Origin of the sequence: Candidatus Cryosericum terrychapinii, from assembly GCF_003570925.1 — a bacterium.
Taxonomy (GTDB): domain Bacteria; phylum Caldisericota; class Caldisericia; order Cryosericales; family Cryosericaceae; genus Cryosericum; species Cryosericum terrychapinii.
On record NZ_QXIS01000012.1, the window covers coordinates 25,653 to 49,136 of the forward strand.

Annotated in this window: 24 protein-coding genes; 6 read left to right on the plus strand and 18 right to left on the minus strand. The window is 54.7% G+C overall.

From position 1 onward, the window contains the following. Nucleotides 1–9: 9 nt before the first annotated feature. Nucleotides 10–1,314, minus strand: coding sequence for an aspartate--tRNA(Asn) ligase (aspS, locus tag SMC7_RS02240; protein ID WP_119088757.1), 1,305 nt, complete (start codon nt 1,312–1,314; stop codon nt 10–12). A gap of 131 nt (nt 1,315–1,445) precedes the next feature. After that, a complete protein-coding gene (locus SMC7_RS07350) occupies nt 1,446–1,586 on the minus strand; it encodes a hypothetical protein (protein WP_165845064.1) in 141 nt (46 codons plus the stop codon). A 170-nt stretch (nt 1,587–1,756) separates the two neighbouring features. Between SMC7_RS07350 and SMC7_RS02245 the strand changes: the two genes are divergently transcribed. Continuing rightward, entirely contained in the window at nt 1,757–2,623 is an 867-nt protein-coding gene (locus SMC7_RS02245) for an alpha/beta fold hydrolase (protein ID WP_119088758.1), read from the plus strand. A 48-nt stretch (nt 2,624–2,671) separates the two neighbouring features. Here the strand turns inward: SMC7_RS02245 and SMC7_RS02250 are convergent, their stop codons facing one another. Then, nucleotides 2,672–3,259 carry a nitroreductase family protein gene (locus SMC7_RS02250; RefSeq protein WP_119088759.1) on the minus strand — a complete coding sequence of 196 codons (588 nt, stop codon included), beginning with the start codon at nt 3,257–3,259 and terminating at the stop codon, nt 2,672–2,674. Nucleotides 3,260–3,275: 16 nt separating this feature from the next. Next, nucleotides 3,276–3,743: a redoxin domain-containing protein gene (locus tag SMC7_RS02255; protein ID WP_207798698.1), complete on the minus strand. Its 468-nt coding sequence runs from the start codon at nt 3,741–3,743 to the stop codon at nt 3,276–3,278. A gap of 394 nt (nt 3,744–4,137) precedes the next feature. On the opposite strand from SMC7_RS02255, the gene SMC7_RS02260 reads away from it, so the two are divergent. Both SMC7_RS02260 and SMC7_RS02265 read left to right on the plus strand, forming a co-directional pair. Further along, complete coding sequence (locus tag SMC7_RS02260; protein WP_119088760.1) at nt 4,138–4,596, plus strand: WD40/YVTN/BNR-like repeat-containing protein; 459 nt, start codon at nt 4,138–4,140, stop codon at nt 4,594–4,596. 164 nt (nt 4,597–4,760) lie between these two features. Beyond that, on the plus strand, nt 4,761–5,174 hold the full coding sequence (locus SMC7_RS02265; RefSeq protein WP_126850706.1) for a hypothetical protein: 414 nt from the start codon (nt 4,761–4,763) through the stop codon (nt 5,172–5,174). Nucleotides 5,175–5,849: 675 nt separating this feature from the next. Here the strand turns inward: SMC7_RS02265 and SMC7_RS02270 are convergent. The 9 genes from SMC7_RS02270 to SMC7_RS02315 all read right to left on the minus strand — a co-directional run bounded on the left by SMC7_RS02270 (nt 5,850) and on the right by SMC7_RS02315 (nt 16,008). Next, complete coding sequence (locus SMC7_RS02270) at nt 5,850–6,167, minus strand: 2Fe-2S iron-sulfur cluster-binding protein (protein WP_119088762.1); 318 nt, start codon at nt 6,165–6,167, stop codon at nt 5,850–5,852. A gap of 4 nt (nt 6,168–6,171) precedes the next feature. Then, nucleotides 6,172–7,818 carry an FAD-binding protein gene (locus SMC7_RS02275; protein ID WP_126850707.1) on the minus strand — a complete coding sequence of 549 codons (1,647 nt, stop codon included), beginning with the start codon at nt 7,816–7,818 and terminating at the stop codon, nt 6,172–6,174. Continuing rightward, a complete protein-coding gene (locus SMC7_RS02280) occupies nt 7,818–8,987 on the minus strand; it encodes a M24 family metallopeptidase (RefSeq protein WP_165845065.1) in 1,170 nt (389 codons plus the stop codon). The genes SMC7_RS02275 and SMC7_RS02280 overlap by 1 nt, the downstream gene beginning before the upstream one ends. Then, nucleotides 8,984–10,123, minus strand: a complete 1,140-nt coding sequence (locus tag SMC7_RS02285; protein ID WP_119088765.1) for a M24 family metallopeptidase — start codon at nt 10,121–10,123, stop codon at nt 8,984–8,986. The genes SMC7_RS02280 and SMC7_RS02285 overlap by 4 nt, the downstream gene beginning before the upstream one ends. Further along, nucleotides 10,116–10,655 (minus strand): 3-isopropylmalate dehydratase small subunit, encoded by a 540-nt coding sequence (leuD, locus tag SMC7_RS02290; protein ID WP_119088766.1) that lies wholly within the window; start codon nt 10,653–10,655, stop codon nt 10,116–10,118. Before leuD ends, SMC7_RS02285 begins: the two co-directional genes overlap by 8 nt. A gap of 33 nt (nt 10,656–10,688) precedes the next feature. Then, nucleotides 10,689–11,945, minus strand: a complete 1,257-nt coding sequence (locus SMC7_RS02295) for a 3-isopropylmalate dehydratase large subunit (RefSeq protein ID WP_119088767.1) — start codon at nt 11,943–11,945, stop codon at nt 10,689–10,691. A gap of 30 nt (nt 11,946–11,975) precedes the next feature. After that, complete coding sequence (locus SMC7_RS02300) at nt 11,976–12,512, minus strand: 3-isopropylmalate dehydratase (protein WP_119088768.1); 537 nt, start codon at nt 12,510–12,512, stop codon at nt 11,976–11,978. Between the two features lie 61 nt (nt 12,513–12,573). Next, a complete protein-coding gene (locus tag SMC7_RS02305; protein WP_119088769.1) occupies nt 12,574–13,845 on the minus strand; it encodes an aconitase/3-isopropylmalate dehydratase large subunit family protein in 1,272 nt (423 codons plus the stop codon). A gap of 699 nt (nt 13,846–14,544) precedes the next feature. Beyond that, a complete protein-coding gene (locus SMC7_RS02315; protein WP_119088771.1) occupies nt 14,545–16,008 on the minus strand; it encodes an SLC13 family permease in 1,464 nt (487 codons plus the stop codon). An 868-nt stretch (nt 16,009–16,876) separates the two neighbouring features. Here SMC7_RS02315 and SMC7_RS02325 point away from each other — a divergent pair. Continuing rightward, nucleotides 16,877–17,803 (plus strand): LysR family transcriptional regulator, encoded by a 927-nt coding sequence (locus SMC7_RS02325; protein ID WP_119088773.1) that lies wholly within the window; start codon nt 16,877–16,879, stop codon nt 17,801–17,803. 199 nt (nt 17,804–18,002) lie between these two features. Here the strand turns inward: SMC7_RS02325 and SMC7_RS07600 are convergent, their stop codons facing one another. The 3 genes from SMC7_RS07600 to SMC7_RS02345 all read right to left on the minus strand — a co-directional run bounded on the left by SMC7_RS07600 (nt 18,003) and on the right by SMC7_RS02345 (nt 18,934). Further along, nucleotides 18,003–18,194 carry an IS3 family transposase gene (locus SMC7_RS07600; protein WP_413814580.1) on the minus strand — a complete coding sequence of 64 codons (192 nt, stop codon included), beginning with the start codon at nt 18,192–18,194 and terminating at the stop codon, nt 18,003–18,005. Nucleotides 18,195–18,360: 166 nt separating this feature from the next. After that, nucleotides 18,361–18,651, minus strand: a complete 291-nt coding sequence (locus SMC7_RS02340; protein WP_119088776.1) for a transposase — start codon at nt 18,649–18,651, stop codon at nt 18,361–18,363. Between the two features lie 76 nt (nt 18,652–18,727). Next, nucleotides 18,728–18,934 (minus strand): hypothetical protein, encoded by a 207-nt coding sequence (locus SMC7_RS02345; protein ID WP_207798699.1) that lies wholly within the window; start codon nt 18,932–18,934, stop codon nt 18,728–18,730. Between SMC7_RS02345 and SMC7_RS07605 the strand changes: the two genes are divergently transcribed. Both SMC7_RS07605 and SMC7_RS02355 read left to right on the plus strand, forming a co-directional pair. Further along, nucleotides 18,916–19,074, plus strand: a complete 159-nt coding sequence (locus tag SMC7_RS07605) for a stalk domain-containing protein (RefSeq protein WP_119088778.1) — start codon at nt 18,916–18,918, stop codon at nt 19,072–19,074. The genes SMC7_RS02345 and SMC7_RS07605 overlap by 19 nt on opposite strands. 245 nt (nt 19,075–19,319) lie before the next feature. Continuing rightward, on the plus strand, nt 19,320–20,309 hold the full coding sequence (locus SMC7_RS02355) for an A/G-specific adenine glycosylase (protein WP_119088779.1): 990 nt from the start codon (nt 19,320–19,322) through the stop codon (nt 20,307–20,309). Between the two features lie 113 nt (nt 20,310–20,422). Here the strand turns inward: SMC7_RS02355 and proC are convergent, their stop codons facing one another. Next, nucleotides 20,423–21,235, minus strand: coding sequence for a pyrroline-5-carboxylate reductase (gene proC, locus SMC7_RS02360; protein WP_119088780.1), 813 nt, complete (start codon nt 21,233–21,235; stop codon nt 20,423–20,425). A gap of 89 nt (nt 21,236–21,324) precedes the next feature. Further along, the coding region (locus SMC7_RS02365) for a PAS domain S-box protein (protein ID WP_126850708.1) at nt 21,325–23,484 on the minus strand (2,160 nt) is incomplete at its 5' end.

The window sequence follows — 23,484 nt, forward strand, 5'->3', positions numbered from 1 at the left end:
TTTCAGGGGTCAGGGCTGCAGCCTCTCCATGTCGCGCGGAAACAAGACGGCCTCGCGCAAGTTCGTCAGACCCGTCAGCTGCATGATGAAACGCTCCAGCCCAATGGCAAACCCACCGTGCGGTGGCATGCCAAAGCGGAATGTCTCCAGGTAGCCTGCTACGGCTTCCTGTGTCATGCCACGAGACTCCAGAGCCCTGGCATAGTCTTCGAACTTGTTGAGACGCTGCCCACCGGTGACCAGCTCAGTTCCCCGGAACAGAAGGTCGAATGAGTTGGAGTACTTGGGGTCGTCCGGGTTCGGCGCCGTGTAGAAGGGACGCTTTACCATTGGATATCCGGTGACGAACAGGAAATCAGACTGGAAGGTCTCCTTGGCCCACTCGCCCAGCCACTTCTCGTGTTGAGGGGCAAGATCGGGTTCTCCCCGGCAATCCTCGCCGTGATGCTCGAAGATCCACTGCTGTGCGTCCGGGAAGTAGACGTGTGGAAAGCTCTCGGGCGCCAGCGGCATCTCGACCTTCAGAAGCTCCAGCTCCCTGGCGGAGTGCGTCGTGAGGTAGGAAAGGATCCCCCTTATGACGTCGGTCAGTAGGGCCATGACAGTCGTATGGTCCTTGATGAATCCCATCTCGGCGTCCATGCTGACGTACTCGTTGAGGTGACGGATGGTCTGATGAGGCTCGGCTCTAAAGACAGGGGCCACCTCGTACACGCGTTCGAAGACACCGACCATCATCTGCTTGTAAAACTGGGGGCTCTGTGCCAAGTAGGCCTGCTTCCCGAAGTACTCGATTGCGAAAACGTTGGCACCTGACTCAGAAGCTGAGCCGATGATCTTAGGTGTCGCTACTTCGGTGAAACCCTTGCCGTCAAGGACCTCCCGAAATCCGTGGGCGACTGCAGCGCTGAGTTTGAAGATGGCCTGTTTGGAAGGAGCCCTGAGACCGACCATGGCATTGTCGAGAAATGTATCCAGATGTGCATTGATGACCGGCTTGTTGATCGGAAATGGCAACGCTTCGGTGACAGGAGACAACACCGTGAAGGAAGGGTCGTGCACTTCGTATCCGCCGGCAGCCTGAGGTTCGGCGACGACGGTGCCCTCGACCTGGATGACGCTCTCGACAAGCAGTCCGTCGATGGAAGCCACTGCCTCGGGAGCCTCCACGACGATCTGACAGATGCCAGAGCGATCGCGCAGGTGAACAAATACCATACCACTTCCCAACCTGCGAATGCGGTGCATCCACCCTGCCATCATGATGCGTTCACCTGCGTGAGAGGATAGTTCGCTACTCAGCACACGTTCCATGTCAACCTCCACATATGACAATGGCCGCTCTCAGGGCAATCGCCCAGGACCGGCCCTCGATAACCCTATAAGGTTACTTCCTGACTGTCTTCCTGTCAACAGGGAACTGCTGATGAATCGACACGGCAAGATCATGGTGCGCCCAGGAGCTCCTGAACGTCATCATCATGAACCAGAGCAAACCGACGTCCAGTGCCACGTTCCAGTCCGGAACACACGTCTCGTTCCCACCTGTCGAGAAACCTGCTGTCGATCTTGCGTCCAGTAAGCATGGTCGGCCTCCATCATGTTGCCGCGCACGTTATAGGTCTCAGACCGGAGATGCGCAACCGACGTTTCACACAGATTCTGTTCGCCGTATGACAGTTGATTGGCTGTCGCTTCATGGTAAACTTAAAGTTTGGAGATCTGCAGACACATCTCCGAGCCGAGTGAGGCGCAGATGGCATTGAGTGATCAGACAATCAAACTCGTGGATGGACGTGCCTTGGGGTATGCGGAATTCGGCGACCCATCAGGGAAGCCGGTGCTCTTCTTTCATGGGTTCCCGGCGTCGCGCCTCGAGGGTATGGCCCTGGACACTACCGCACAGGCAGTCGGTGTTCGACTCATCGCACCCGACAGGCCAGGGTTTGGTCTTTCGGATTCCAAAGTTGGACGCTCGTTTTCAGACTGGCCGGAGGACGTCATTCAGCTTGCTTCGCACCTCCGCATCTACGATTTCGCAGTTCTCGGCACCTCCGGAGGAAGTCCCTACGTCGTCGCGTGCGCAGACCGCATCTCTGAGAGACTGACCGCTGCGGGGATCGTCTCAGGCATTTCTCCCCTTCGCAACCAGGCTGTTCGCCTGACAATGAACCCTGATCAGCGCCGGATGTTCGTCTCGGTAGCGCGCTTCCCCTGGCTTGCTCGCCGTATGCTCGCTCATAGCATGCAGGAGGTACAGGCCGACTTCCCCTCAGTGCTCAGCCGTATGGCAGCGGAACGACCCGATGTCGACAAGTCCGTACTCGAGCGACCAGACATCAAAGATATGCTCCGCGAGAATCTGACCGAAGCGTTCAGACAGGGTGTAGCCGGCGCCGCACAGGAGCTGGCTCTCTATCCCGGCTCCTGGCGCATCGCGCTGAAGAAAGTCACATACCCGGTCCAGATATGGCAGGGACGCAAAGATGTCATCACACCTCCATCCATGGCGGACGAACTTGCATCTCTCCTTCCTCACACCCTGACACGGTGGTATCCCGACGAGGGCCACTCCTTGCTGTTCGCTCGTTCAGAGGAGATCCTGAGACAACTCGTGTCCTGACGCGCGAGTCCACCGTGCCGTTGCGACAGACACGCCTGCATCGGGCGGTCAGTGAGGAATAGGCTCCCCAACCGGCTCTCCGTCCGGCACCCTGTCTATAAAGGCGATCCGTTCCAGCGGAAGGCGGGGCGGCCGCTCAACTTCATCATGTAACTGCTTTTCGGAGAGAATGGGGTTGGGGACCGTCGTGTGCTTGCCTACGATGACCAGCGTCAGTAGTCTCATGTTCTCCGGTATTCCCAGCATCGGCTTTACCTCATCTGGACGAAAACCGGCAATCGGGTGCGCGACCAATCCCAGCTCAGTCGCCCGCAGAATCAGCAGGGCCGTTGCCATACCCGTGTCAAACCAGTTGTACTCGCGCTCCTTGATGACACAGTCCAATTCGGGCCGACTGAAGACGGCGATGATCATGGAGGCTCGTTCCGTCCATTGGTTGCCCTTCGTCATCGCCGTACACACTTTCGCCAGCATGTCGGGATCGCGAACGAACACATATCGCCACGGCTGGTTGTTGAAACACGACGCCGAGAGACTTGCGGAACGGGCCAGGTCCCAGATCAGGTCGTCAGTGATAGCTACAGGATCAAAAGAACGATATGCCCTGCGGGCCTCGATAGCATTCTTTACATCCATAGGTGCCTCCAAGTGATCACTCTGCACAGTGCCCCAGTACTTCGTCGATGTCGGGCAGGTCGTGGACGGGATAGACCTTCACCCAGGTGACATTGCCCGATGCGTCAATGAGCACGTTGGCACGCTCGGAGTATCCCTCAACGTCGCGGAACAGCCCATACGTAAGCGCCACGCCTCCATGGGGCCAGAAGTCGGACAACAGCATGGTCTCGGCGATGAGCAACTGTTTGGCCCATTGATTCTTCGACGGAACGGGATCGATGCTCATACCGAGTGCGACCGTGTTGAGGCGGGAGAAGTCCGCGAGGTGAGCTTCGAGCGCTTTCATCTGCTCGGCACACACTTTCGTCCATGCAAGGGGGTGCCAGGACAGCAGAACCTTCTTTCCCCGATAGTCGGCCAAGTGAATAGGCCGCTTCCGGTTGTCGTTCAAGGTAAAGTCAGGCGCGATATCACCGACGGCAATTCGTTTGATCTCTTCCATATGTTCCTCCTGTGTCTGCTGTCGGTCATTCAAGCGACCGGCCGTGTTCTCAGTATGTCCGTCTGCGCCGCATGTGTCAACGCAACAAGTTGGCGATCCTTTCCGTTTCACCACAGCATCCATGAAGCACGTCTACGCTGACTCTGTTGTCCATGTGAACGCATTGGATTGTGTCATTCGTGACCAATATGGCGATGAAGTTGGGACATTATTGTACTACGATATGAATATCTCATTCGTGACCGATGTAGTCATGCGGTGAGAGGATGTGAGGGGATAAATGGATGACATGTACGGACCCCCAGACCGCGGCGCTCTGCAAGTCTGTAGCAGAGAAGAGAACCAGAAGCGAAGGGTCAAGTACGTTCTTGGCACATCCAAGAGGAGGAGAGCAATGAAACAACTGAGAACTCAAAAGTGGGTCACGTGTCTGTCCGTCATGTTGATTCTGGTCTTATGTCTTGCCCTGAGCCTTTCGAGTGCGCTGGTTCGTGCCCCCGCCGTACAGGCAGCAGAGACGGATACTTGGATACAAGTGCCACTGTATGGAGGTCCTGTCTCGGTTCTTGCCATCAACCCCAAGGTGCCATCGACGCTGTATACCAGCACTGGTACCCAAGTCTTCCGCTCCACGGACGGTGGTGACATGTGGACAGCGTTGAACACCAGTTTCGCCACCACGAGTTCGCCTGTCACCGCTCTTGTCATTGATCCTGTCACGCCCTCCATCCTGTACGCTGGTACGTACGGCAGCGGCGTCTTCCGTTCTGCAGACAGCGGTGATACCTGGGAGCCGGTGAACGCTTGGCTCACCGATACTGGGAAAAGTGACCGCTGGGAAGGAGGGCATTGATTGCCAGCGGTCTCTTGCATGATAGGGAAGCTTCCCTGGTTTGCAATTCCCCCGCGTCGACTCATCAATAATGGACGTGAAATGTCTCCGTCAACTCATGAGAACAAAGAGGTGAAGGGTAACAGAAGAGTGCCGGTCCTTCAGATGAGAACAGAGTGGCGGGAATGGAGCTCACAAGAGAAGGGAACTCCGTCATCCGGAAGTTTGTTGGATATGACCGGCATGACACCTATGCTGAGATTGATCTGGTGAAACGGCCGTACAAGGCACTGCATCTCCTGGTGAACTGGTTCCTTCCCAGCCAGAAGCTCCTCCACATGGAGAGGGGTGGAAGCCACATTACTAAGGTGTATGACCAAGCACAAACACCCTGTGCACGCATGCTGACGCGGGAGGATGTCTCAGAAGAGACAAAGAACAAGCTACGATCAATAGCGACAGAACTAGACCTGGCAAGCTTGTATCATGAAATCCTCCTCTGCCAGGAACAGCTGGATGAAATTGCCAAGAGAAGACAACCCCCGTCGATCAAGAAACGTGGGAACTATGCGTACATCCTAGATGGGTCTACGGCGTGATGGTCCACCGACGTTCTCTGGCGACTTGACGCGCAACAACTAGGCGTGACATGAGCCGGATACTGTCCCGACACAACCATGCCCCACGTTACTACGGAATGTGCAGCGGCACGTCGTGCAGCAATACACAGGAACAGACAGCGAAGACCCTCTACTGAAAGAGGGAGACGTTCGAGCCGCAATTGAAGCCCGGCTGAGGTTGAAGGTACGGCACTCACGCGAGGTAAGAGCAGGGCGAGCGGACGTAACCGACATAGTTCGGCAGCTTGCTGGTTCATTCCCAACGAGTTGCGCCTACGTACCTTATGAGGATCGACACCACGCAGGTGCAAAGGTGAGCAAGAATCCGTCGCAACGATCGTAACCGGCCAAGCAGTATTCGCGGCCTGAGACAATCTCAGGGGGTATGCGTCTGGCCTCTCTATGCTGAAACTGTCCGCACGGAAAGTCGGGGCGTCAAGAGTGCCCGTAAAGCTTTGAAGGAACGAATACGCTGGCCGCACGCTGTCTCAGAAACACGGCTCGACAACTCATCGCTGCAAGCAGAACGGGCACTCATCAGAATCTCAAAATGCACTTTTGCGTTCACAACAGGGTGGAGACAACTGCAAGACATTTTCGGTCTTCTAAGCCTTCATCCGTGATTGAGGCTGTTGGAGGACGTATCTGTCTCACCTACTTATCTACTATTAGGTCTCTAGCTACCTTACCCTCCAACGGCTTCACGCGCGTTGTTCTCCCACCCTCGACCAGAGTATGGCACGCCGGCGCGGCCTTGCCATCGATCTCCATTAGACATGAGTTGCAGGATTGCAGTCCACAGCAATAGCGCCTGAAACCCAGACTGCTGTCAAGGTTCATGAGAATGTATTCCAGCGCCTCGAGAACTGTCGTCTTGTCCTTTTCGTCAAGTGGAACCTTGAAGATGTCAAAATGTGGCGCTATTCCCAACGAAGCATCTTGTCTAAACACTTCCAGAGTGGCATAGGTCATCGCACTACCTCCTCGCGGGAGAGACTGGAACTAGACGTACATCCCAACCATCGTCCATGCTCCGCAGGACAGTGTGGTTGACTTCAGTGCTGAGCTCAGGGTAGTCGGTCCGGTAGTGTGCTCCTCTTGACTCCTTACGAGCTAAGGCCGCCGTCAAGACCGCGCCCGCTGTAGTGACCATCGCTCTCGCATCAATGCAGCCGACCAGATCAAGGTTATAGATCAGCCCCTGACCGCAAGCGAGCTTCGGCAGCATGGCTTTGACTTCATCAATACGCTGCAACCCCGCAGTAAGGTCCGTCTCATTCCTGAACATGTGAGCATCCTTGTACATGATATCGCGCACCTCTTTGCGGATTTCCCGATGGTCGACGCTCCCCGTCTTTGAGCCCTCAACTAAAGTGTTGAGATAGTCAACCTCGCTGTTTACCTGATCTTGGTCAGCCTCAGGAACAGAGAGCATCGCAAGAGCTTCCTTGGAGGCCGCCTCACCGGCTCTGGCACCAAACACGATCATCTCTGGGAACGCGTTCCCGCTGACTCGTCGCCCGCCGTGCACGTTCCCGGAGACCTCGCCTGCGGCAAACAGGCCCGGCAGCGAAGTCTGTGTGTCCTTGTTGATTCTCACGCCACCCATACAGTACAGGGATCCAATTCCGACCTCAACGGGCTTCTGCCACGGCATAGCTTCCATATCGTCAAGAATCTTCCCTCGGAGCTCAGTGACCGGGTCCATCTTGCGGGACGTATCCCTCAATTCACCTCTCAGATCCATGATGACTGGCCCGCGGCCCTCCGAAATCTCTCGCCAAACATCACGGGCAACGATATCAGAGTAAGGCCCCTCCCCAGGGGTCACGAATTCTTCGCCTTTTGCGTTGACCATCTTGGCCCATGGCAAGCAGCGCATGCCCCGATTCGGTCCTCGGGCAGGCGTAATCGCGAATTGAATCTCCTCCATGTCCACCAGTTCGGCGCCAGCCCACGCGGCCATGGCGTATCCCGTCCCCGTGCTTCCAGTGGGGACACCCATCGGCTCCTGCGAGGTTAGAGGGTATAGCTCTCCGAGGCTTCCGGCCGCCAAGACGACCGTCTTGGCGGTACAGACACGTATCGTCCCATCCGACAGGCCGAGCGTCACGGCACCGACCACCCGACCCTTGCTAACCAGAAGTCTCGTTGCCAGATGGTTTTCGAGGATAGTAACATTAGACATACCCCTCAACTTGCCGTTCAGCGTACGCAATATCTCCCGCCCAGGGCAGAATAGTGATCTTGGGAATCTCATCTGGGGTTCGGCAGGCTTGGGCGGAATGTTGAAGTTGACCTTGGCGCCAAACTCAGCCAGTTCCTTGGCTCTCATAGGCGCCTCTGACGTCATGGTGTACACCAAGTCGGGATCATTCAGGTAGCAGCCCATACTTATGAGGTCTTCAGCGTGGATTTCGGGTGAGTCGCCGGGCCACATGGCTGCATGGTACCCTCCGTTACCAGATGGAGTGAGTCCCCCTTGTCCCAGGGGAGAGCGGCTCACGAGGGTGACGGCGGCCCCGGCCATGGCAGCCGCAAGAGCCGCTCTGGCACCAGCACCACCAGCGCCGATAACAAGCACATCGCTCTTCTTGGTGTCAATGTGAAATCTATCACTCACTACAGCCACCTTCCATCCTTTGCTCCGCAGAGCAGCATGCCCGACGTCATCATCGTCCCAACGCTCTTACCGAATTCAGAACATAGAGAGACAAGGAGCACAGTATCTTCTTCCACCTTGTCGGTCTCCTTGGACGGGTACTCGTCCATATCGAACCCAATGCCTTCAGCCGCGGGTACGTCTGAGACCAGCGTCACGCCAATTTTCTTCGCTACGCTCTCCGCAGCAACCCTTACCTGTGCCAGGGTCATCCCGGCCTTGACTTTCGATGGTAGCGTTGTTTTCAGACTCTCCAGAGCACTTAAGGCCTCTACCTCCTTGTCAGTCATGGGGCCCAGTTTGAAGACCTCGGCAACAACTCCCCAGTGCCTAGCGTACTGGGCTCCGACGAATGCCATCACAATGTCGCCCGCGTGGAGGTTAGAGCCGTCGGGGTAGCCGACTCTCTGCCCAACCCGTGAGCTAGGACTGCCAGCAATGCTGATGAGGATGTTAGTGTCCTCACATCCCTCGCGTCGAAGCACATAGTCCACGTACGCCGCGAGCTGAGTGGAGTCCCGGGCGACATCAGCACCCGTCTGAGCCTTCTCTCTCAGTGTATCAAAGCCCATTCTTGCTCGTTTGAGAGCGGCACCGATGCACTTGAGACTCGTAGAGTCCTTAGACGAGATACTCTTCTCAAACTCGGCAGTAACGTCCACCACAGATCGCCCTTCTAGGTTCTTCTTTACAGCGCCCGATCGCCTGACGGGCATGGCACTCGTACCGACGAGGCCGATCGCACCTCCCTCCCCTGCGAGCTCTTTCGCTTTGGCGCAACCGTCCGCGATGAACTTGCTGGCAGGATTGACCTTCTCGACTGGGCAGGTGGTAAAGCGGTCGACTTTGGGAAGATTTCGCAGCGGCTCGGTAGTGAAGAGAAACGGTCCTTCGTTCAGCCCAAGGACTGTCACACTCTCTCTGCCAAGGCCGTAGCACGGGTAGTTGGTGAGGTAACATCCTGGCGCGTTGTGGATGGCGTCCGAAAATATGACCAGCGCCTGGACGTTGTTGGACATCATCATGGTCCTTACGACCGAGTTGCGGACCACGATTGCCTCATCTGGGATCAGGTGAGGGTGGCGGGCCATATACCCATGACGTAGTACGGGGAGTTTCGTATAGCTCATTGATTTCCACCTCCACATGTGTAGATCATCGGTTTCGTCTTGAGAAGCCGTTCGAAACCGGTCTCGGTGACGATGATGTGGTCACCCAAAGCCAGGTAGCCGGTCTCGGGGATAAATTGGTTCGGGTGGATCACGAGACTCATGTTCTTCTGGAAAGTGAGAGGGCATTCGTCGTCCACTTCAACGCGACCGAGGCCGAAGCCGTGACCTCTCGACCGCATGTAAGGCGGACGGCAGTACTCAGCGTATCCGGCTTTGCCAATGATGTCGTTCTGGATCTTCGCAACGTCAGCAATCCTGGCCCCTGGCTTTATGATCTTCAGGGATTCTTCCAAGGCCCTTACCAAGATGTCATACTTCTCGTAAAACAACGGAGGTAGTTCGCCGTACACGGCTGTCCTGCAAAGCTGGGCGGAATACGTAACCGACCTATACGCCGGAGTCATCTCGAACAGGAAGATGTCGCCTTTCTCCAGCTTCTTCCCATACGGGAGGAGCATACCGGTGCTGTCCCGCCCTATAGACGACATCTGGAAGTTGTCGGTCGCGCCCATCTTCTTCATCGTGTAATCAATCTCGGCCATGATGTGATAGTCAAGCATACCTTCCTTGGCGGTCTCCACCACTTTCAGAAAAGCCGCATCCGCCATTTCGGCAGCCTTTCGGATCAGACCCAGTTCAAAGTCGGTCTTCACCAAAGCAACCTCTTCTAGGAGGTCCGTGCCTTGGACAAAGTTTTCGCCGAACTCAGTCTTGAATTCAGCCAGATCCTTCTCGTTGAGCATCTCCATCCCGGCTACGGCAGTCTTGCCTTTCGTCCCCGCCTTCACGACCGAGATGATCTCCTTGTTGCATCCATGCATCAGCGGCCGAACATCCGAGAGCCCCGATTCCGACACTGCATGTTGGAGATCCCACGCTGCCCCGATCAGAAGCGTAGGTTCGCCGGTCATCGGCAGAAAGAAGTAGCTCCTGTCCCCCAGCAAAGTATAGTTGGCCGCGTAGTGAATGTACGTCTGGTTGATTTGGTTGGAAAAGACCAATAGACCATCGAAGCCGTCGGCAGCAGCCCGTTCTCGGAGTCGTTTCCAGCGCAGCTCCAGTTCTCCTTCAGGTACCGACATGTGATTACCCATCTTTCAACACCTTCGTCGGCGGTTCAGATTGATCGAGCGTTTTGTACTCCTTCCGCCTGCTGCGGATCCACCCGACCATCCCGCCAGCCTTGTAGATATCCTTCAGAATCCAGGGAATTTCTTCACACTTGAGCACCTCGCCGGTCTTCACTACTCGAACGAGCCCAGCATCGATGTCGACCTCTATCTCGTCGCCTTTCTCGAACTTCGACCGAACTCCGGGGCAGACCAACACTGGGAGCGCCATGTTCCAAGTGTTTCGGAAGAAGACACGACCTGCACTTTCACAGATGATGGCCTTGATACCCTTTTCTCGAATCACCTCGCCCGCAGGCCTGCCAGACGAAGCTCCAAAGTTGCGGCCCCCAACGATAAAGTCGCCTGGTTTAGCAAGCTTTGGGAACTCAGGATCGTAGTACTCGAGCACGTGCGCCAGCGCAAGGTCCATCTGTCCCTCGTATCCCGACGCCATGATGCTCTCCGAGTTGACGTGATCGCCGAACGTCCACACTTTGCCTCTCAAATAACCCATTCTAGTCACCTCTCAAGTGTATTTGATCCGGGGTCAAGAAAGGAAGACCCTGGGATCTGTAATCTTGCCCTCGACAGCCGAAGCAGCTACCGTGTAAGGTGAAGCGAGGAAGATCGACGTAGCCGTACCCGCGCGGCCCGGCAGGTTGCGCGGATGAGTGCCAATCTCGGTGTCCCCGTCAGCCAGATTACCTACACAAAGCTGCTGGCACGGTCCGCAATATGCCGGAGTGACCACGGCACCCGCCTGATTGAACACATCCACAAGTCCTTCCTTGATGGCCTGCCCATACATCTCTCGAGTCCCAGGAACTATGAGGAGCCTCACGTCCGGATTGACCTTCCGGCCCTTCAACACTTCAGCAGCCATCCTCATGTCTTCGATGCCTCCTCCCGTGCACCCGCCGACATACGCCTGCTGGATTGGCTTGCCCACGACCTCTGCAAGGAGCTTCGTGAAGCTGGGCTGCGGTGGTACAGCTACCTGGGGCTCCAGGTCAGAAACATCGATCTCGATGACCTTGGAGTACTCGGGATCGGGATCGTTATAGACAGGCTCGAAAGGCTGTTTGGCGCGGCCTTTCATGAATTCCAGCGTTGTCTCGTCGGGTTCGACCAGCCCGTAGGTGCCGCCAGCTTCAATAGTGAGGAGACTGAATATCATGCGCTGCCAAACAGAGAGGCTGTGGATGTAAGAGCCACCATATTCGACCGCAGACCACAACGCCCCATCGGCACCCAACTGTCCCAGGACGTACTGGGCAACATCTCTGGCACTGACTCCTCGCTTGGTCGTCCCTTCAATCTTCACGAAAATGGTTGGAGGAGTTTTGAACCAGGCCTTTCCTGAAAGCATTACTTCGGTTATCTCGAAATTCATGGGCGAAGACAGGCATCCGATGCAGCCATAGGCCGTAGTGTGCGAATCCGACCCAACCGCAATTGCGCCGGGCCACACGTGCCCCTGCTCAACCATGAGGTAGTGACCGATTCCAGTGCCTGGTCCATATATATACTTGACGCCATAGCGCTTACCTTGTTCGACAATATACTTTACCGTGTTCGCATCCCTCTGGTTCGCAGGTAGGAAATGGTGGTGATCCGGGCAAATAACGACCTTCTCACCGTCGAAGACACCCTTCACCCCACCGATCTGCTCAAAGTGTTTGAACTTGTAGTCCGGAGAATGCATGAATACAGCATCCACGTCAACGATGACAATCTCACCTGGAACGACTTCCTTCTTTTTGGCGCCACGTGCCAGAATCTTGAGAGCCATAGTACGACCCATAATCTCACCCCTTTTGTTTGTTTGGTTGGCTTATGAAGAAGTCTGTTTCTCGTGCTCCATCTCAGCCTTTAGGAGCGCTAGAATCCCGCCGGCCTCGACGACTGAACGCATCACTTCTGGGATAGGCTTACCGAAAACCTTGGCTCCCGTCGTGATGTTTGTGACTTCGACGGCCTCTTCGGTTACTTTTACCTGCACTTCGTCGCCCTCATTGACGATCTTGCTGACGCCCGGAGCCGAGAATACCGGTATACCCATCGCGATACCGTTGCGGAAGTAAAGCCGCGCCACCGAGTCAGCGACGATTGCTGAAATCCCCAAGACCTTCATAACTGAGTTGGCAGGCTCTCTGTGTGAACCACACCCGAAGTTCCGACCAGCTACGATGATGTCTCCCGGGGTAACATCTTTGTAGAAGTCCTTTCTAACTGCTTCCATGGTGTGGAGCTTGAGAACCTCCAGACCCTCTCTCATCCAACGTCCGGGGGAAATGACGTCCGTGTTGATGGAGTCGCCGAACGTGTGTGCCTTGCCCTGATAAATCTTTGTTCCTATCTTTGTTTCCATAACCTTCACCTCGCAGAGTCTCCCCACAGTCAAAGGTAGCCGTAGGGAGGTTTACTTGTCTTTACAGGAAGCATCGGGGATCAGTGATGTGCCCAGTAACTGCGGAAGCTGCCACCGTGGCTGGCGAAGCAAGGTAGATAAATGCTTCAGGGCTACCCATGCGACCCTTAAAGTTCCTTGAAGTAGACGTGATACACACCTCCCCGGGAGCTAGTGTGCCCATCACGCCTGTGCATGGTCCACAGTGAGGGTGAACAACGAGGCATTCAGCCTCGATCAGAGTCTGAAGATATCCGGCATTCATTGCTGCCATATATATCTCCCAGGAAGCTGGTCCGATGATGCAACGGACATCATGGTGGACCTTCCTGCCCTTGAGTATCTTTGCCGCCATCGCAATGTCCTCAAGCCTACCATTGGCGCACCCGCCGACGATCGCCTCATTGATGAGTACGTTTTCGTACTGATCTGCAGGCTTCACGACCTCAAATCCATGTGGTTGGGCCACGAGCGGAACGATCTTCCCTCCGTCAATCTCTATGACGCTCTCGTACTCCGCATCGGCATCGGGAGCCACGGGGGTGAACGGTCTGCGGGCTCTCGGAGTCACAAAATCGAGGACCTTCTGATCACACTCAAACAGGCTGAACTTTGCTCCGAGCTCGACCGACTGGTTCGCAATACAAATGCGACCGTCCAGACTCATTGCACTTATGGCGTCACCGCCCCATTCCATGGATTTGTACGAACCCACCTCGACACCATAGTCACCGGAGACCTTGAGAAACACGTCTTTGCCCATGACCCCAACCCCGAGTCGTCCACTCACGTTCATCTTCACTGCCGGCGGCACCATGAACCATAGACTCCCCTTGGCCAGAACCCAGGCAAGCTCCTGCTCACCTACGCCGGTCCCTCCACAGTTGATGCCGCCGTAGATGGTGGTATGGGAGTCCGCCACGAGAACTAATTCGCCGGGGGCTACAAACCCCTTATCGAGCATGACCTGGTGACAGATGCCGGCCTTAACGTCGAAGAAATGGGGAAGCCCCAGTCTCTTCACGATTTCGCGTTCCTTGACGTGCTTGATTGCACTATTAACGTTCTTGTCCATGGCGGGGCAGGAGTGATCAATCAGCACCACTATCCGATCCTTGTCCCAGATTCTGGTGAGACCGCCCTCAAGTCCTGCGTGTTCCATGTCCTCATTCAACTCAACAATGCTGTCATAGATACAGACCTGGTCTACCTCAGCGGTAACATAGTCGCCTGCACTCACTACTTTGCGCCCGGAGTGTCTAGCCAAGATTTTCTCCGCCATCGTCATACCCATCGTCGATACCTCCAGTCAGTTACGCGAGGCCTACTAATGGAGCAGGGGAGAACTGCAAGGGGAAGAACCGTGGGAAAAATGCAATGAATAGTACAGCCAGAACAACCATCACGCAGTACAGCCCAGTTCCCAAGATGACTTCCTCCGTCCTCTACGCGCATACTCCTCAGTGCCTCAGTCGTTGCGGAACACATCCGCCATACTCCCATCGACATTCACATGCAAGTACCTTCCTTCTGTCCAGGAACTTCCGTACCATCTGACTTTGCCTAATACTCGACAGAAATCGGCCAAGTACCGGATCACATCCCCTCCGTGCCAGCGGCGCGCCTCTGCGGGATCCTGCCACCTGGGATCTCCCGCTCTGCAGTTTTCCGGTACCGTCTCAGTCATCGTGGCGATCGAGTAGCTGTCGTTCAGCACGTTCTCCATGCGGCAGCCCTCGACCACGTATCCACCTTTGACATCCTGAATTAGGTTCTATCCAGCCCATACAGACCCCTGTACCACAATTCTGTGGCAAATCAACGGTGGCAAAGAATCTGCATGGGCAACCCTCTTCTTCAGGCGGGGCAGTTCAAGTTACAAAGCTCTGCCTACAAACAAGTCTGTTTTGCCTTTCAGCCAATTCATAGTTGAACCTAGCGGTGTAAAGTTAGCCGACGGTGTCTATAGAAAACTGTCTACGAACTGTGGGGCTCAAAGACCGATCGCCGTCAGATACAAAACGACAAGAGGGGTCATGAGTAACCAAAGCGCAGCCGTAACAAGCCCCGGTTTCAGTAAATCTTGGGTATCAAACTGTTTGAAACCAAAGGCAATGACCGTCTGTGTCTTCTGATAAACCATTATTGCCGCATTAGAAGCCATAATGAACACGACCACCGCTGTGATGACACTAAAGTTCTGCGCTTTAGCTGAAGCCATAATAACTGGCACGAAGGTAGCTAGTACTGCCAGCGGAGCAGGGATAAGGATGTGAACCACCATGGAAAGCAAGGCAAGTTTCAGGCAAAAAACGAGCAAAGAGCTCGAAACCATTACTGGACTACTTATCTTCACCAAAAAGCCGGTTAATTTGGTCGCTTGCAGAACAGAGCCCAGAGTCAAACAAAAGCCAGTAAAGAAGACGGCCGGCCAAGGAATCTTCTTGCTGAAGTCATCAGCAGTCACTGTGCCAATGAAAGGGAACATGAGCAAGACTCCGCCGAGCACACCTACGGTAATGAGATTCAGTTTGATGAAGCTACCGATGATCCACAAGAAGATTGTGATCGAAACGACGATTGCAGCCTTCTTCTCTTCCACACTCATCGGCCCTAAACCGTGCAGTGTTTCTTGGAACTCTTTATATTTTTCGACACTAATTTTCTTGACTTCTGGTGGAAATAACCGTGGTATAATTACTGCCACTATTATGGAAACGATCAAAGATGCCGGCAGGAACATTGTCAACCATTGCAAGTAGTTTAGGGTATATCCACCCTTTGCCAGAATACCGACTACCAAGATGGCACCCACTCCAGTGAGATAGCAATTTGCCGAATTAAGCGTGCTGAGGCCCAACATAGTGAAGAGCCCCCGTCCAATGTTACTTTTCGTATCTTCTGTTTGACCGAATACGGGTAGGATCATCAATCCAATCGTCCCCAACACGACAACACAAGCGTTCGCGAGTGGTATGACAGCAGCGAGAAGCACTCCGATTAGCACAAAGGTAACCATTATGCCAGTATACGTAGGCTTACTCCTAGCTATTACCGCATAGGCTATCCTCTTACCAAGACCAGTCTTTGTCACCGCGACGGCTATGGTGAAAGCGAAGATCATGAATATGAAAATGTTGTTGGAAAAACCGGAAAAAATGGTCGGCATGTCCGCAACTTGGAATAGAAGCATCAAGAGCATTCCGACGAAACCAGTGACGAGGAAACTGCAGATTTCGGCAATCCACCATGTAAGCAAGAAGAACAAGATTCCCAACATGGTTTTCCCAGCTTGGGTAAGACCAAAGCTCGCCGGGGCGTACGCGGCAATCAGAGCGAAACCGATAGCGCCGCACACTGCCAAGACATAACGCCAAGTAGCGATTTTCTTGTCCATCTTCTTTTCCATCTTCTTTTCCGAGCCTGCATTTTGCACGGTTGGAGCATTCATACTCATGAAATCCCCCTATGTATAGTCTCGTATCTGAAGTTCAATCGCGGAACGGCTGCAGCAGCAGAGATGGAAAGCGTACTCGACACAAGTACACGAACGCCTATTGCCTTAGTAGCTACTGTCGCTGGTCGTGGTCAGATAGTTGTCAAGCACACTATCATTGCTGGTCGCTGCACGTTTAAGGATCTCGCTTCCGTAGTCCGTCATAGACACACCAACTAGAGGAAATAGCTCTGTAATCCATAGCACAAAAGCAGCTAAACATAGAGCTAAGGAGGCTCTCCCCGCAACTTTGAGTCCTCCCTTGGAAACCGAGACAAGCGTCATGGTAAGAACAGAAATGAGAATATTGAGAATTGTCACGAGCGCTTTTGGTTCGTTGTCTCCCCTTATGGCCACATTTCACCTCCCCATCAGCATGGTTGATATAGCTGACAAGAAATGCTACGACGGCCATATGTATTTGTCAAATTAATTATCTTAATGTGTTCGATAAGGACACCTTATACATCAAATAGGGAATAGTCAGGAATACCGAAAATTCCTCAAAGACCGTGAGACTACTGTATCTGCGAATTGCCCATCATCCTCGAAAGACACTTACAATGTCTCGTGGCAACACGACTTCTCTCAAGATGTAACCTATGCAGCCGGTGCCTAAGGCTCGCGCTGGCACTTGGCCTGGCGTCTGCGATGGAGAACAATAGGCAAATCACCACGGATCAGCTGTTCGTCGCCCTGCGTTTTTCTGATGAAGTGAAGCCGTATCTGAACCATCCAAGGGTCCTGATAAGCAGAGTATAATGTAGGAGGTTTCCGCTGAGAAATCTGTACAGCGTTATATGTAGAGGATAGAGGAGGTTGGGTGCTTATGGATAGGCTTAAGATATTTTACACCGTTGCACAGTACAGAAGTTTCACAAAGGCAGCGGAAGTCCTTGGTTTAACACAACCTGCAATCAGTTTTCAAATAAAGGCACTTGAAAATGAGTACTGTACAGAGCTATTTGAAAGGATAGGTAGAGACATCTTCATCACAGACTCCGGCAAAACACTGATGATCTATGCCGAGAAGATACTATCAGCATTGGAAGAAGCTGATTTAGCCCTTAAGGAATCCAATAACCCTCTAAAGGGAAGGGTAAATTTCGGGGCAAGTATAGTGGCCGGTATCTATATCCTTCCCCGAATACTTGGAAATTTCAAGAGGAGGTATCCAAACGTTGCGTTGTCCATGAAAATGAAGTATGCAAGTGCAAGAGATATTATAGTAGGGGACATTGCACGCAATGAGATAGATTTCGGCATCATGGTGGAGGACAATCAAGCGCAAAATGAAAAAGACCTCCTATCAATTCCTCTGCTCAAAGATGAGTTGGTCTTCGTAATGTCTCCAAGACATAAATTCGCTAACAGAAAGATACTTCCAGTTAATGAGATATTGAGTGAAAATCTGATATTAGGGGCAAGGAATTCTGCAACACGGAATTATATGGACAGCGAGTTTGGCAAACTCGGATTCCATATCACACCGTACCTTGAAGTCGAAAATCTTGAGGTAATTAAAAAGATGGTTGAAGAGGATTTTGGCTCAGGTATCCTGTCATGGGCTTCTGTAAGAAACAACGTAATGAATAAAGAGCTTTGCGCCAGAAGACTGGAAGGGGTGAGACTCATAAGGAACATCTCGCTTGTTAAGAGGCAGCAAAAGACTTTCTTTCCTGCCACCAATCTTTTCATTGATTTCCTGAAAGATGCAATAGAATTGACCGCAAAAAGCTTCATATTCGAACAGTGATTTCATTACCTGTGAACAGTACCCCAATCGTTGGACAGAAAGCCGGGTATATGAAGGTGGGTTCCTACCCTGTCCTCTTTGCTAATTTGTCTTAACGTACCTCCTCTTTATGTCAAGCACCTCTCGATATATCTTTCCCGCCGTTTTACAGCCCAGACTCTGGTGCGGTCTTACCTCGTTGTAAAAGATGAAGTATTCCTTAAGCGATCTCTTCAACTCCGGTCCGCCCATGATACGGGTATTTCTTCGAGTCCTTGCCTGGAGCGCTCAGTTTCGGGCCGGGATAGATCGCCCAAAGACCTAGCTCGCCCATCCATCTCGAAACCCTTTTGCGATTGATCTGGTAGCCGCACTCGTTAAGGTACTCGGTCATCTTCCGGTATCCGTACAACGGATGACGGGTCTATTCCTCGTCGAGCCTGACCATCAACTGCGGATTCAGCGAGGTTTTACCCGCTGGCTGAAAGTAGTAGGTCGAGCGTGGCAATTCCAGCAACTCACATTGGCGACTGACGCTGAGCGTAGCGTGTTCCGGATTGATCAGCACTTTCTTCTGCTCAACGCAACAAGCCAGATTTGTTCTTGAGAAAGTCGCTTTCGACGTTCAACTGCCCGATCGTCTTCAGAAGTTCTTCCCGATCCGGTTCTTCGCTTGCCGGCTTCTTGCCCCGCTTTCGATCAAAGATGTCTTTTGCGCCTTCGATCAGTTCCGTTTTCCAGATGGATATCTGCTTCGGATGGATCTCGTACTTCTTGGCGATGCTGTTGATGGTCTCGTCGCCCCGGATCGCCTCCATGGCGACCTTGGACTTGAATTCGGCGGTATAGATCTTTCGGTTCTGTCCCACGGTTGCCTCCCATAGTATCGCAACTTGCACGCGGGCGCAAATCCACCTTATTCAACTGTCCAATTTTCGGGGGTCACTATACTTCTTGTGTTTTCTCATGATCCTCTGCATATGCTTCCATTTCTTTCTCAAGCTGTTCCGCTATCTCGTCAATCTCCGGGATACGGAAGTCTTCTTCCGTGAGCAGGACATGGAGGGTGTACAGCATCTTGGCATCAACGGCACCTGTCTTCGATCTGTTCCCCAATACCTTTGCGAAGGTCAATGGTACGTCGGTCAACATCGAGCGCCGATTCCAAGGTCGTGCCGATCATCAAGAGTGGAAGAACACTCCTTCCTCTCCGGTTTGTCGCGGAAGCACTCGCACTGGATGTCCAATGGGATGGGACTACCCAGGTGATAACGATAACGTACACACCGTAGGATAGAATGATAGACAACCCCTGGTCAGTGACCGTGATCGGGGATTTCGTTTTCTTCGTGCCGCAGAAATTTCATCAAGAGCTCAACCCCAGTGAGTCCCTTTGTTGAGAGAATGGGGGGCTACAACGGGGCGTTGACTCTTTGCTTTCATTGCCCTGCGCGGCCGGCAACACGGTCCACGTTGTCTTATCCATGATCGCTGCCTGGACTATCGCTGCAAACAGTTGTCCTGCTATACTACATTCATGAAACGCCCGGATGACACGTCGTACATCGAGACTGCCGCCACTCGAAAGACTGGAGGGAAAGCAGGCCCTGATCTCCCGGTCGATCTGACGACCGTGGAGCGCGTGCAAGCAATGGTTCTGGGCTGGTACGCGGCTCACGCACGTCGTTTTGTGTGGAGAGTCCCCAATCCCGACCCCTATGTCGTTCTCGTTTCCGAGACGATGCTCCAGCAGACTCAGACAGCTCGCATCCAGGAGAAACTACCCCTCTTCCTTCGGCAGTATCCTGACTTCAGCGCGCTCGCAGCCGCGGACAACGCGACCATTATCCGTGCATGGCAGGGCATGGGTTACAATAACAGGGCTCTGCGGCTCCGAGATTGCGCACGCGCCGTCGTCGAGCGCTTTGGCGGGCTTCTCCCGGACACCGCCGATGACCTGCGGTCACTCCCGGGTCTCGGCCCCTACACGGTGTCGGCCGTCCTCTCATTTGCATTCCACCGAGACGTCGTCGTACTGGATGTCAATATCCGCAGGCTATACAGTCGACTTTTCCTGCAACTCACGACAACACTCGAGGTCATGCCTGAATCCCTGCTGCTGCACGTCGCCGGTGAAGTGTATCCCCGCGGGCGCAGTTCGGAGTGGCACCAAGCGTGCATGGATATCGCGGCGCAGTACTGTACGGCACGTGCCCCCCGGTGCCTGTTCTGCCCCGTCACCAAGGCCTGCCGTTCAGCGTTCAGGCTTGCCGAGGCTATTCCGCCCCGAGTTTCCGAGCCCTCTCACCGGGGCAAACCGAACCGTATCTGGCGTGGCCGCATCGTCGAGCTTCTGCGCGGCCTTCCGTCTGACCAGACAATGGGGCTCACAGAACTTAAGACCCTCCTGTTCCCGACGGAAGAAGAAACCGATGGCCCCTGGCTGGAACGCATTGTGACTGCACTCGAACGCGATGGACTGATCGACCGTGGCCAAGCAGTCGACAGTATTCGGCTGCGTTCCTGACTCCCCGGCATCTGCCGGCAGATTATCCAGCAGCCAGAGAGGTCGTGATGTCTCCGCCGGCCCATACGTGACTGCCGGGAATCGACATTCCCAACCGACCCCCCGAACAGCGGTCAGTCTTTGAGGGTGAGGGTACGCTGGTAGGCTGCCCAGACGGCCTTCGACAAGGCCGTTCTGAACCCGCCCTTCTCCAGCTCATAGAGTGCTTCCGCAGTGGTCCCTCCCGGCGACGTAACAGAGTTCTTGAGCTCGGCAACATGTTTCTGGCTGGACCGAGCGAGCTTGAGCGAGCCTTCCATTGTCTGCAACACCAGCTCCAACGCCATGTCGCGCTGGAACCCAAGGTGCACGGCTGCGTCCATGAAAGCCTCGATGAACAGGAAAACGTACGCAGGTCCGGTGCCGCTCACTGCCGTCGCCATGTCCACGTATCGCTCTTCGTCGACTTCGATCTCGAGACCCACTGCGCCAAGTACCGAACGAACCAGCGTCCGGTCCTCCTGCACCACCTGGGAGCTGGCCATCCAGACACTCACCCCTGCACCGACCTGGGCGGGTGTGTTGGGCATGCATCGCACGATACGGTCATGACCTGTGCCTTCCCTCAGCTTTTCGATGCCGGCTCCAGCAACAATGGACAACAGCACCTGTTCCGGCCGCATGGCTCCCTTGATGTCGGCAAAGACGCGCTCGAGATTCTGGGGCTTCACCGCCAGGAGAACAATATCCCCGAACTGGACTGCCTCACAGTTGGAGAGTGTCGTGTGAACGTGGTGTCGCTCGCGCATGACCTCAAGCGTAGCCCAACTACGAGAACTGACCATCACGTCATCCTCGGACGCAATACCCTTGGCGAGGAGCGATTCGACGAAGGCATTGGCCATGACACCTCCGCCGATAAACGAGATTTTTGTCCTGTCACTCATGCGGCAACCTCCTTGACCGATACTAAATCATACCGCCTTTCGCTGCATTATGCCATGAGCGCATCGACTCATTGTGTCCAGCAGACCGATCAACCTCTGGAGATCAGCTTCTGCACATTCTTCACCAGCTGGTGCAGGTCATATGGCTTGCCCAGGAACCCTTGGACACTGCCCTCCGCGAGCATCCGTCTGACGGCGTCGTTGGAGGTGTACCCGGAGTTCAGCAGGATAGGGACCGTTGGATCCACGGCTCTGATGGCCTGCACAATCTCGTTGGTGGTCATGCCCGGCATGGTCATGTCCAGCAGAATGAGTCCGATGTCCGCCAGGTGCTCCCACAGAACGCTCAAGCCTGATGCCCCGTCCGGTGCTGTCAGGACCGTGTACCCACTCCTGCTCAGGAGAGCCTGAGCGACCGTCCGCACGACCGGCTCGTCCTCGACTACCAGAACTGTTCCCCTGGCTACGTTCACGGAAGGGGAACTGGGAAGGAGCGACTGTGGGGGTTTTTCCAGGCATCGAGGCAGATAGATGTCGAAGGTCGCCCCCGAGGATGTTCTCTCAATCCGAGGGGTGTTTCTCCCTGAACATGTTTGTCCAATGAGAGGGGTGGGTTCCCCCGAGGATGTTCTTTCAATCCGAGGGGTGTTTTTCCCACCAGCGTCCGTGGACACTGCTGTGATCCAACCGCCGGCCTGCTTGACGGCTCCGTAGACGATGGAGAGGCCCAGCCCCGTGCCGGATCCAACCGGCTTGGTCGTATGGAAGGGCTCAAAGAGGTGCTCCAGGATTGCTGGTGGAATCCCCGGACCCGTGTCCGTGACACTGAGATGGACGAACTCCCCTGCGCGTGCGAACGGATGGGTCTGGAGGTATCCCTCTCCCACAATCTCGTTCCTGGTGCATATCGTCAGTGTCCCCTCGCCCTCCATGGCATCGCGCGCGTTCACCCCAAGGTTGAGCAGGATCTGTGTCATCTGCGACTGGTCCACCAGGACGTTCCAGACTGTCCGCCCGTAGTCGCGGACGATCTCCATCGTGGCCGGCAGAGACTGCTTCAGCAGTGCCAGGGTCACGTCCAGCGCGTCCGTGATGCTGATGGGCACCGGTAGGATCATAGCGCTGCGGCCGAAGGTCAGCAGTCCTTTCGTGAGATCGGCTGCCTGATAGGCGGCGGTCTCGGCTGCGTCCAGGTTCTCCAGCAACGGGTCTGCTGGGGGAAGGCTGCTGCGCATGAGGGAGATGTTGCCCAGGATGCCGGTCAGCAGGTTGTTGAAGTCGTGCGCCACCCCTCCTGCCAGTGTCCCGATGGCCTCCATCTTCTGGGACTGACGGAGTTGAGCCTCAGCGTATTCGCGCGCCTCTTCTGCCTGCTTGCGCTCGGTGATGTCGCGGATGTAGCAGCCCAGTCCCACGCGCCCGCTCGGGAGGGGCACCGGGAACTTGATGGTCTGGTAGGTTCTCGGGCCCACGGACTCCTCTGTGGTGATCCTCTTCCCCTTCTCCAAGGCCTCTTGATCGCTGGCTCGGCAGTGTTCGGCGGCCTCGTTGGGCATGAGATCGAAGTCCGTGCGGCCGATCACGTTCCCTTCGGATGCGCCTAGGAAGGAGTCGTTCGCCTCGTTGCTCATGAGGTAGCGGAAGGACTCGTCCTTCAGAAACACGAGATCGGACGTGGCGTTTATAAAGGTGCGGTAGCGCATCTCGCTTGCCCGCAGCGCCTCCTCCGCCCGCTTGCGGTCCGTGATATCACGGTAGATGGCGTAGACCGCCGCCTGCTTCCCTGCAACCAGAATAGATGCGCCGATGAGGGATACATCAACGAGGGTGCCGTCCTTCCTGCGCCGCACCGTTTCCAGAAGGTTCTTCCCGCCTTGAATGGTAGACCTTGTTAGCGCCTCGGCTTCTTCCTGGCGTGCGGGAGGTGCCACCAGGTCGTCGAGATATTGTCCGACGGCCTCATCAACCCCATAGCCAAACATGCGCACGAACTCGGCGTTCACTCGCATGATCCTACCTTGGGTATCGGCGATCGCAATGCCTTCCGGGGCTGACTCCACCAATCGGTCGAAAAACGCTCGTTCCCGCTGGTTCTCTTCCTCCGCCTGTTTGCGCTCGGTGATGTCGCGACCGATACCTACCAAACCGATAATCCGGCCTTCCTGGTTCCGCAATGGCAGTTTAGAGGTGAGCAACCAATGTTTCTGTCGTTTCTCGTCAAGGATGTACTCTTCCCTATTGAGCACTGG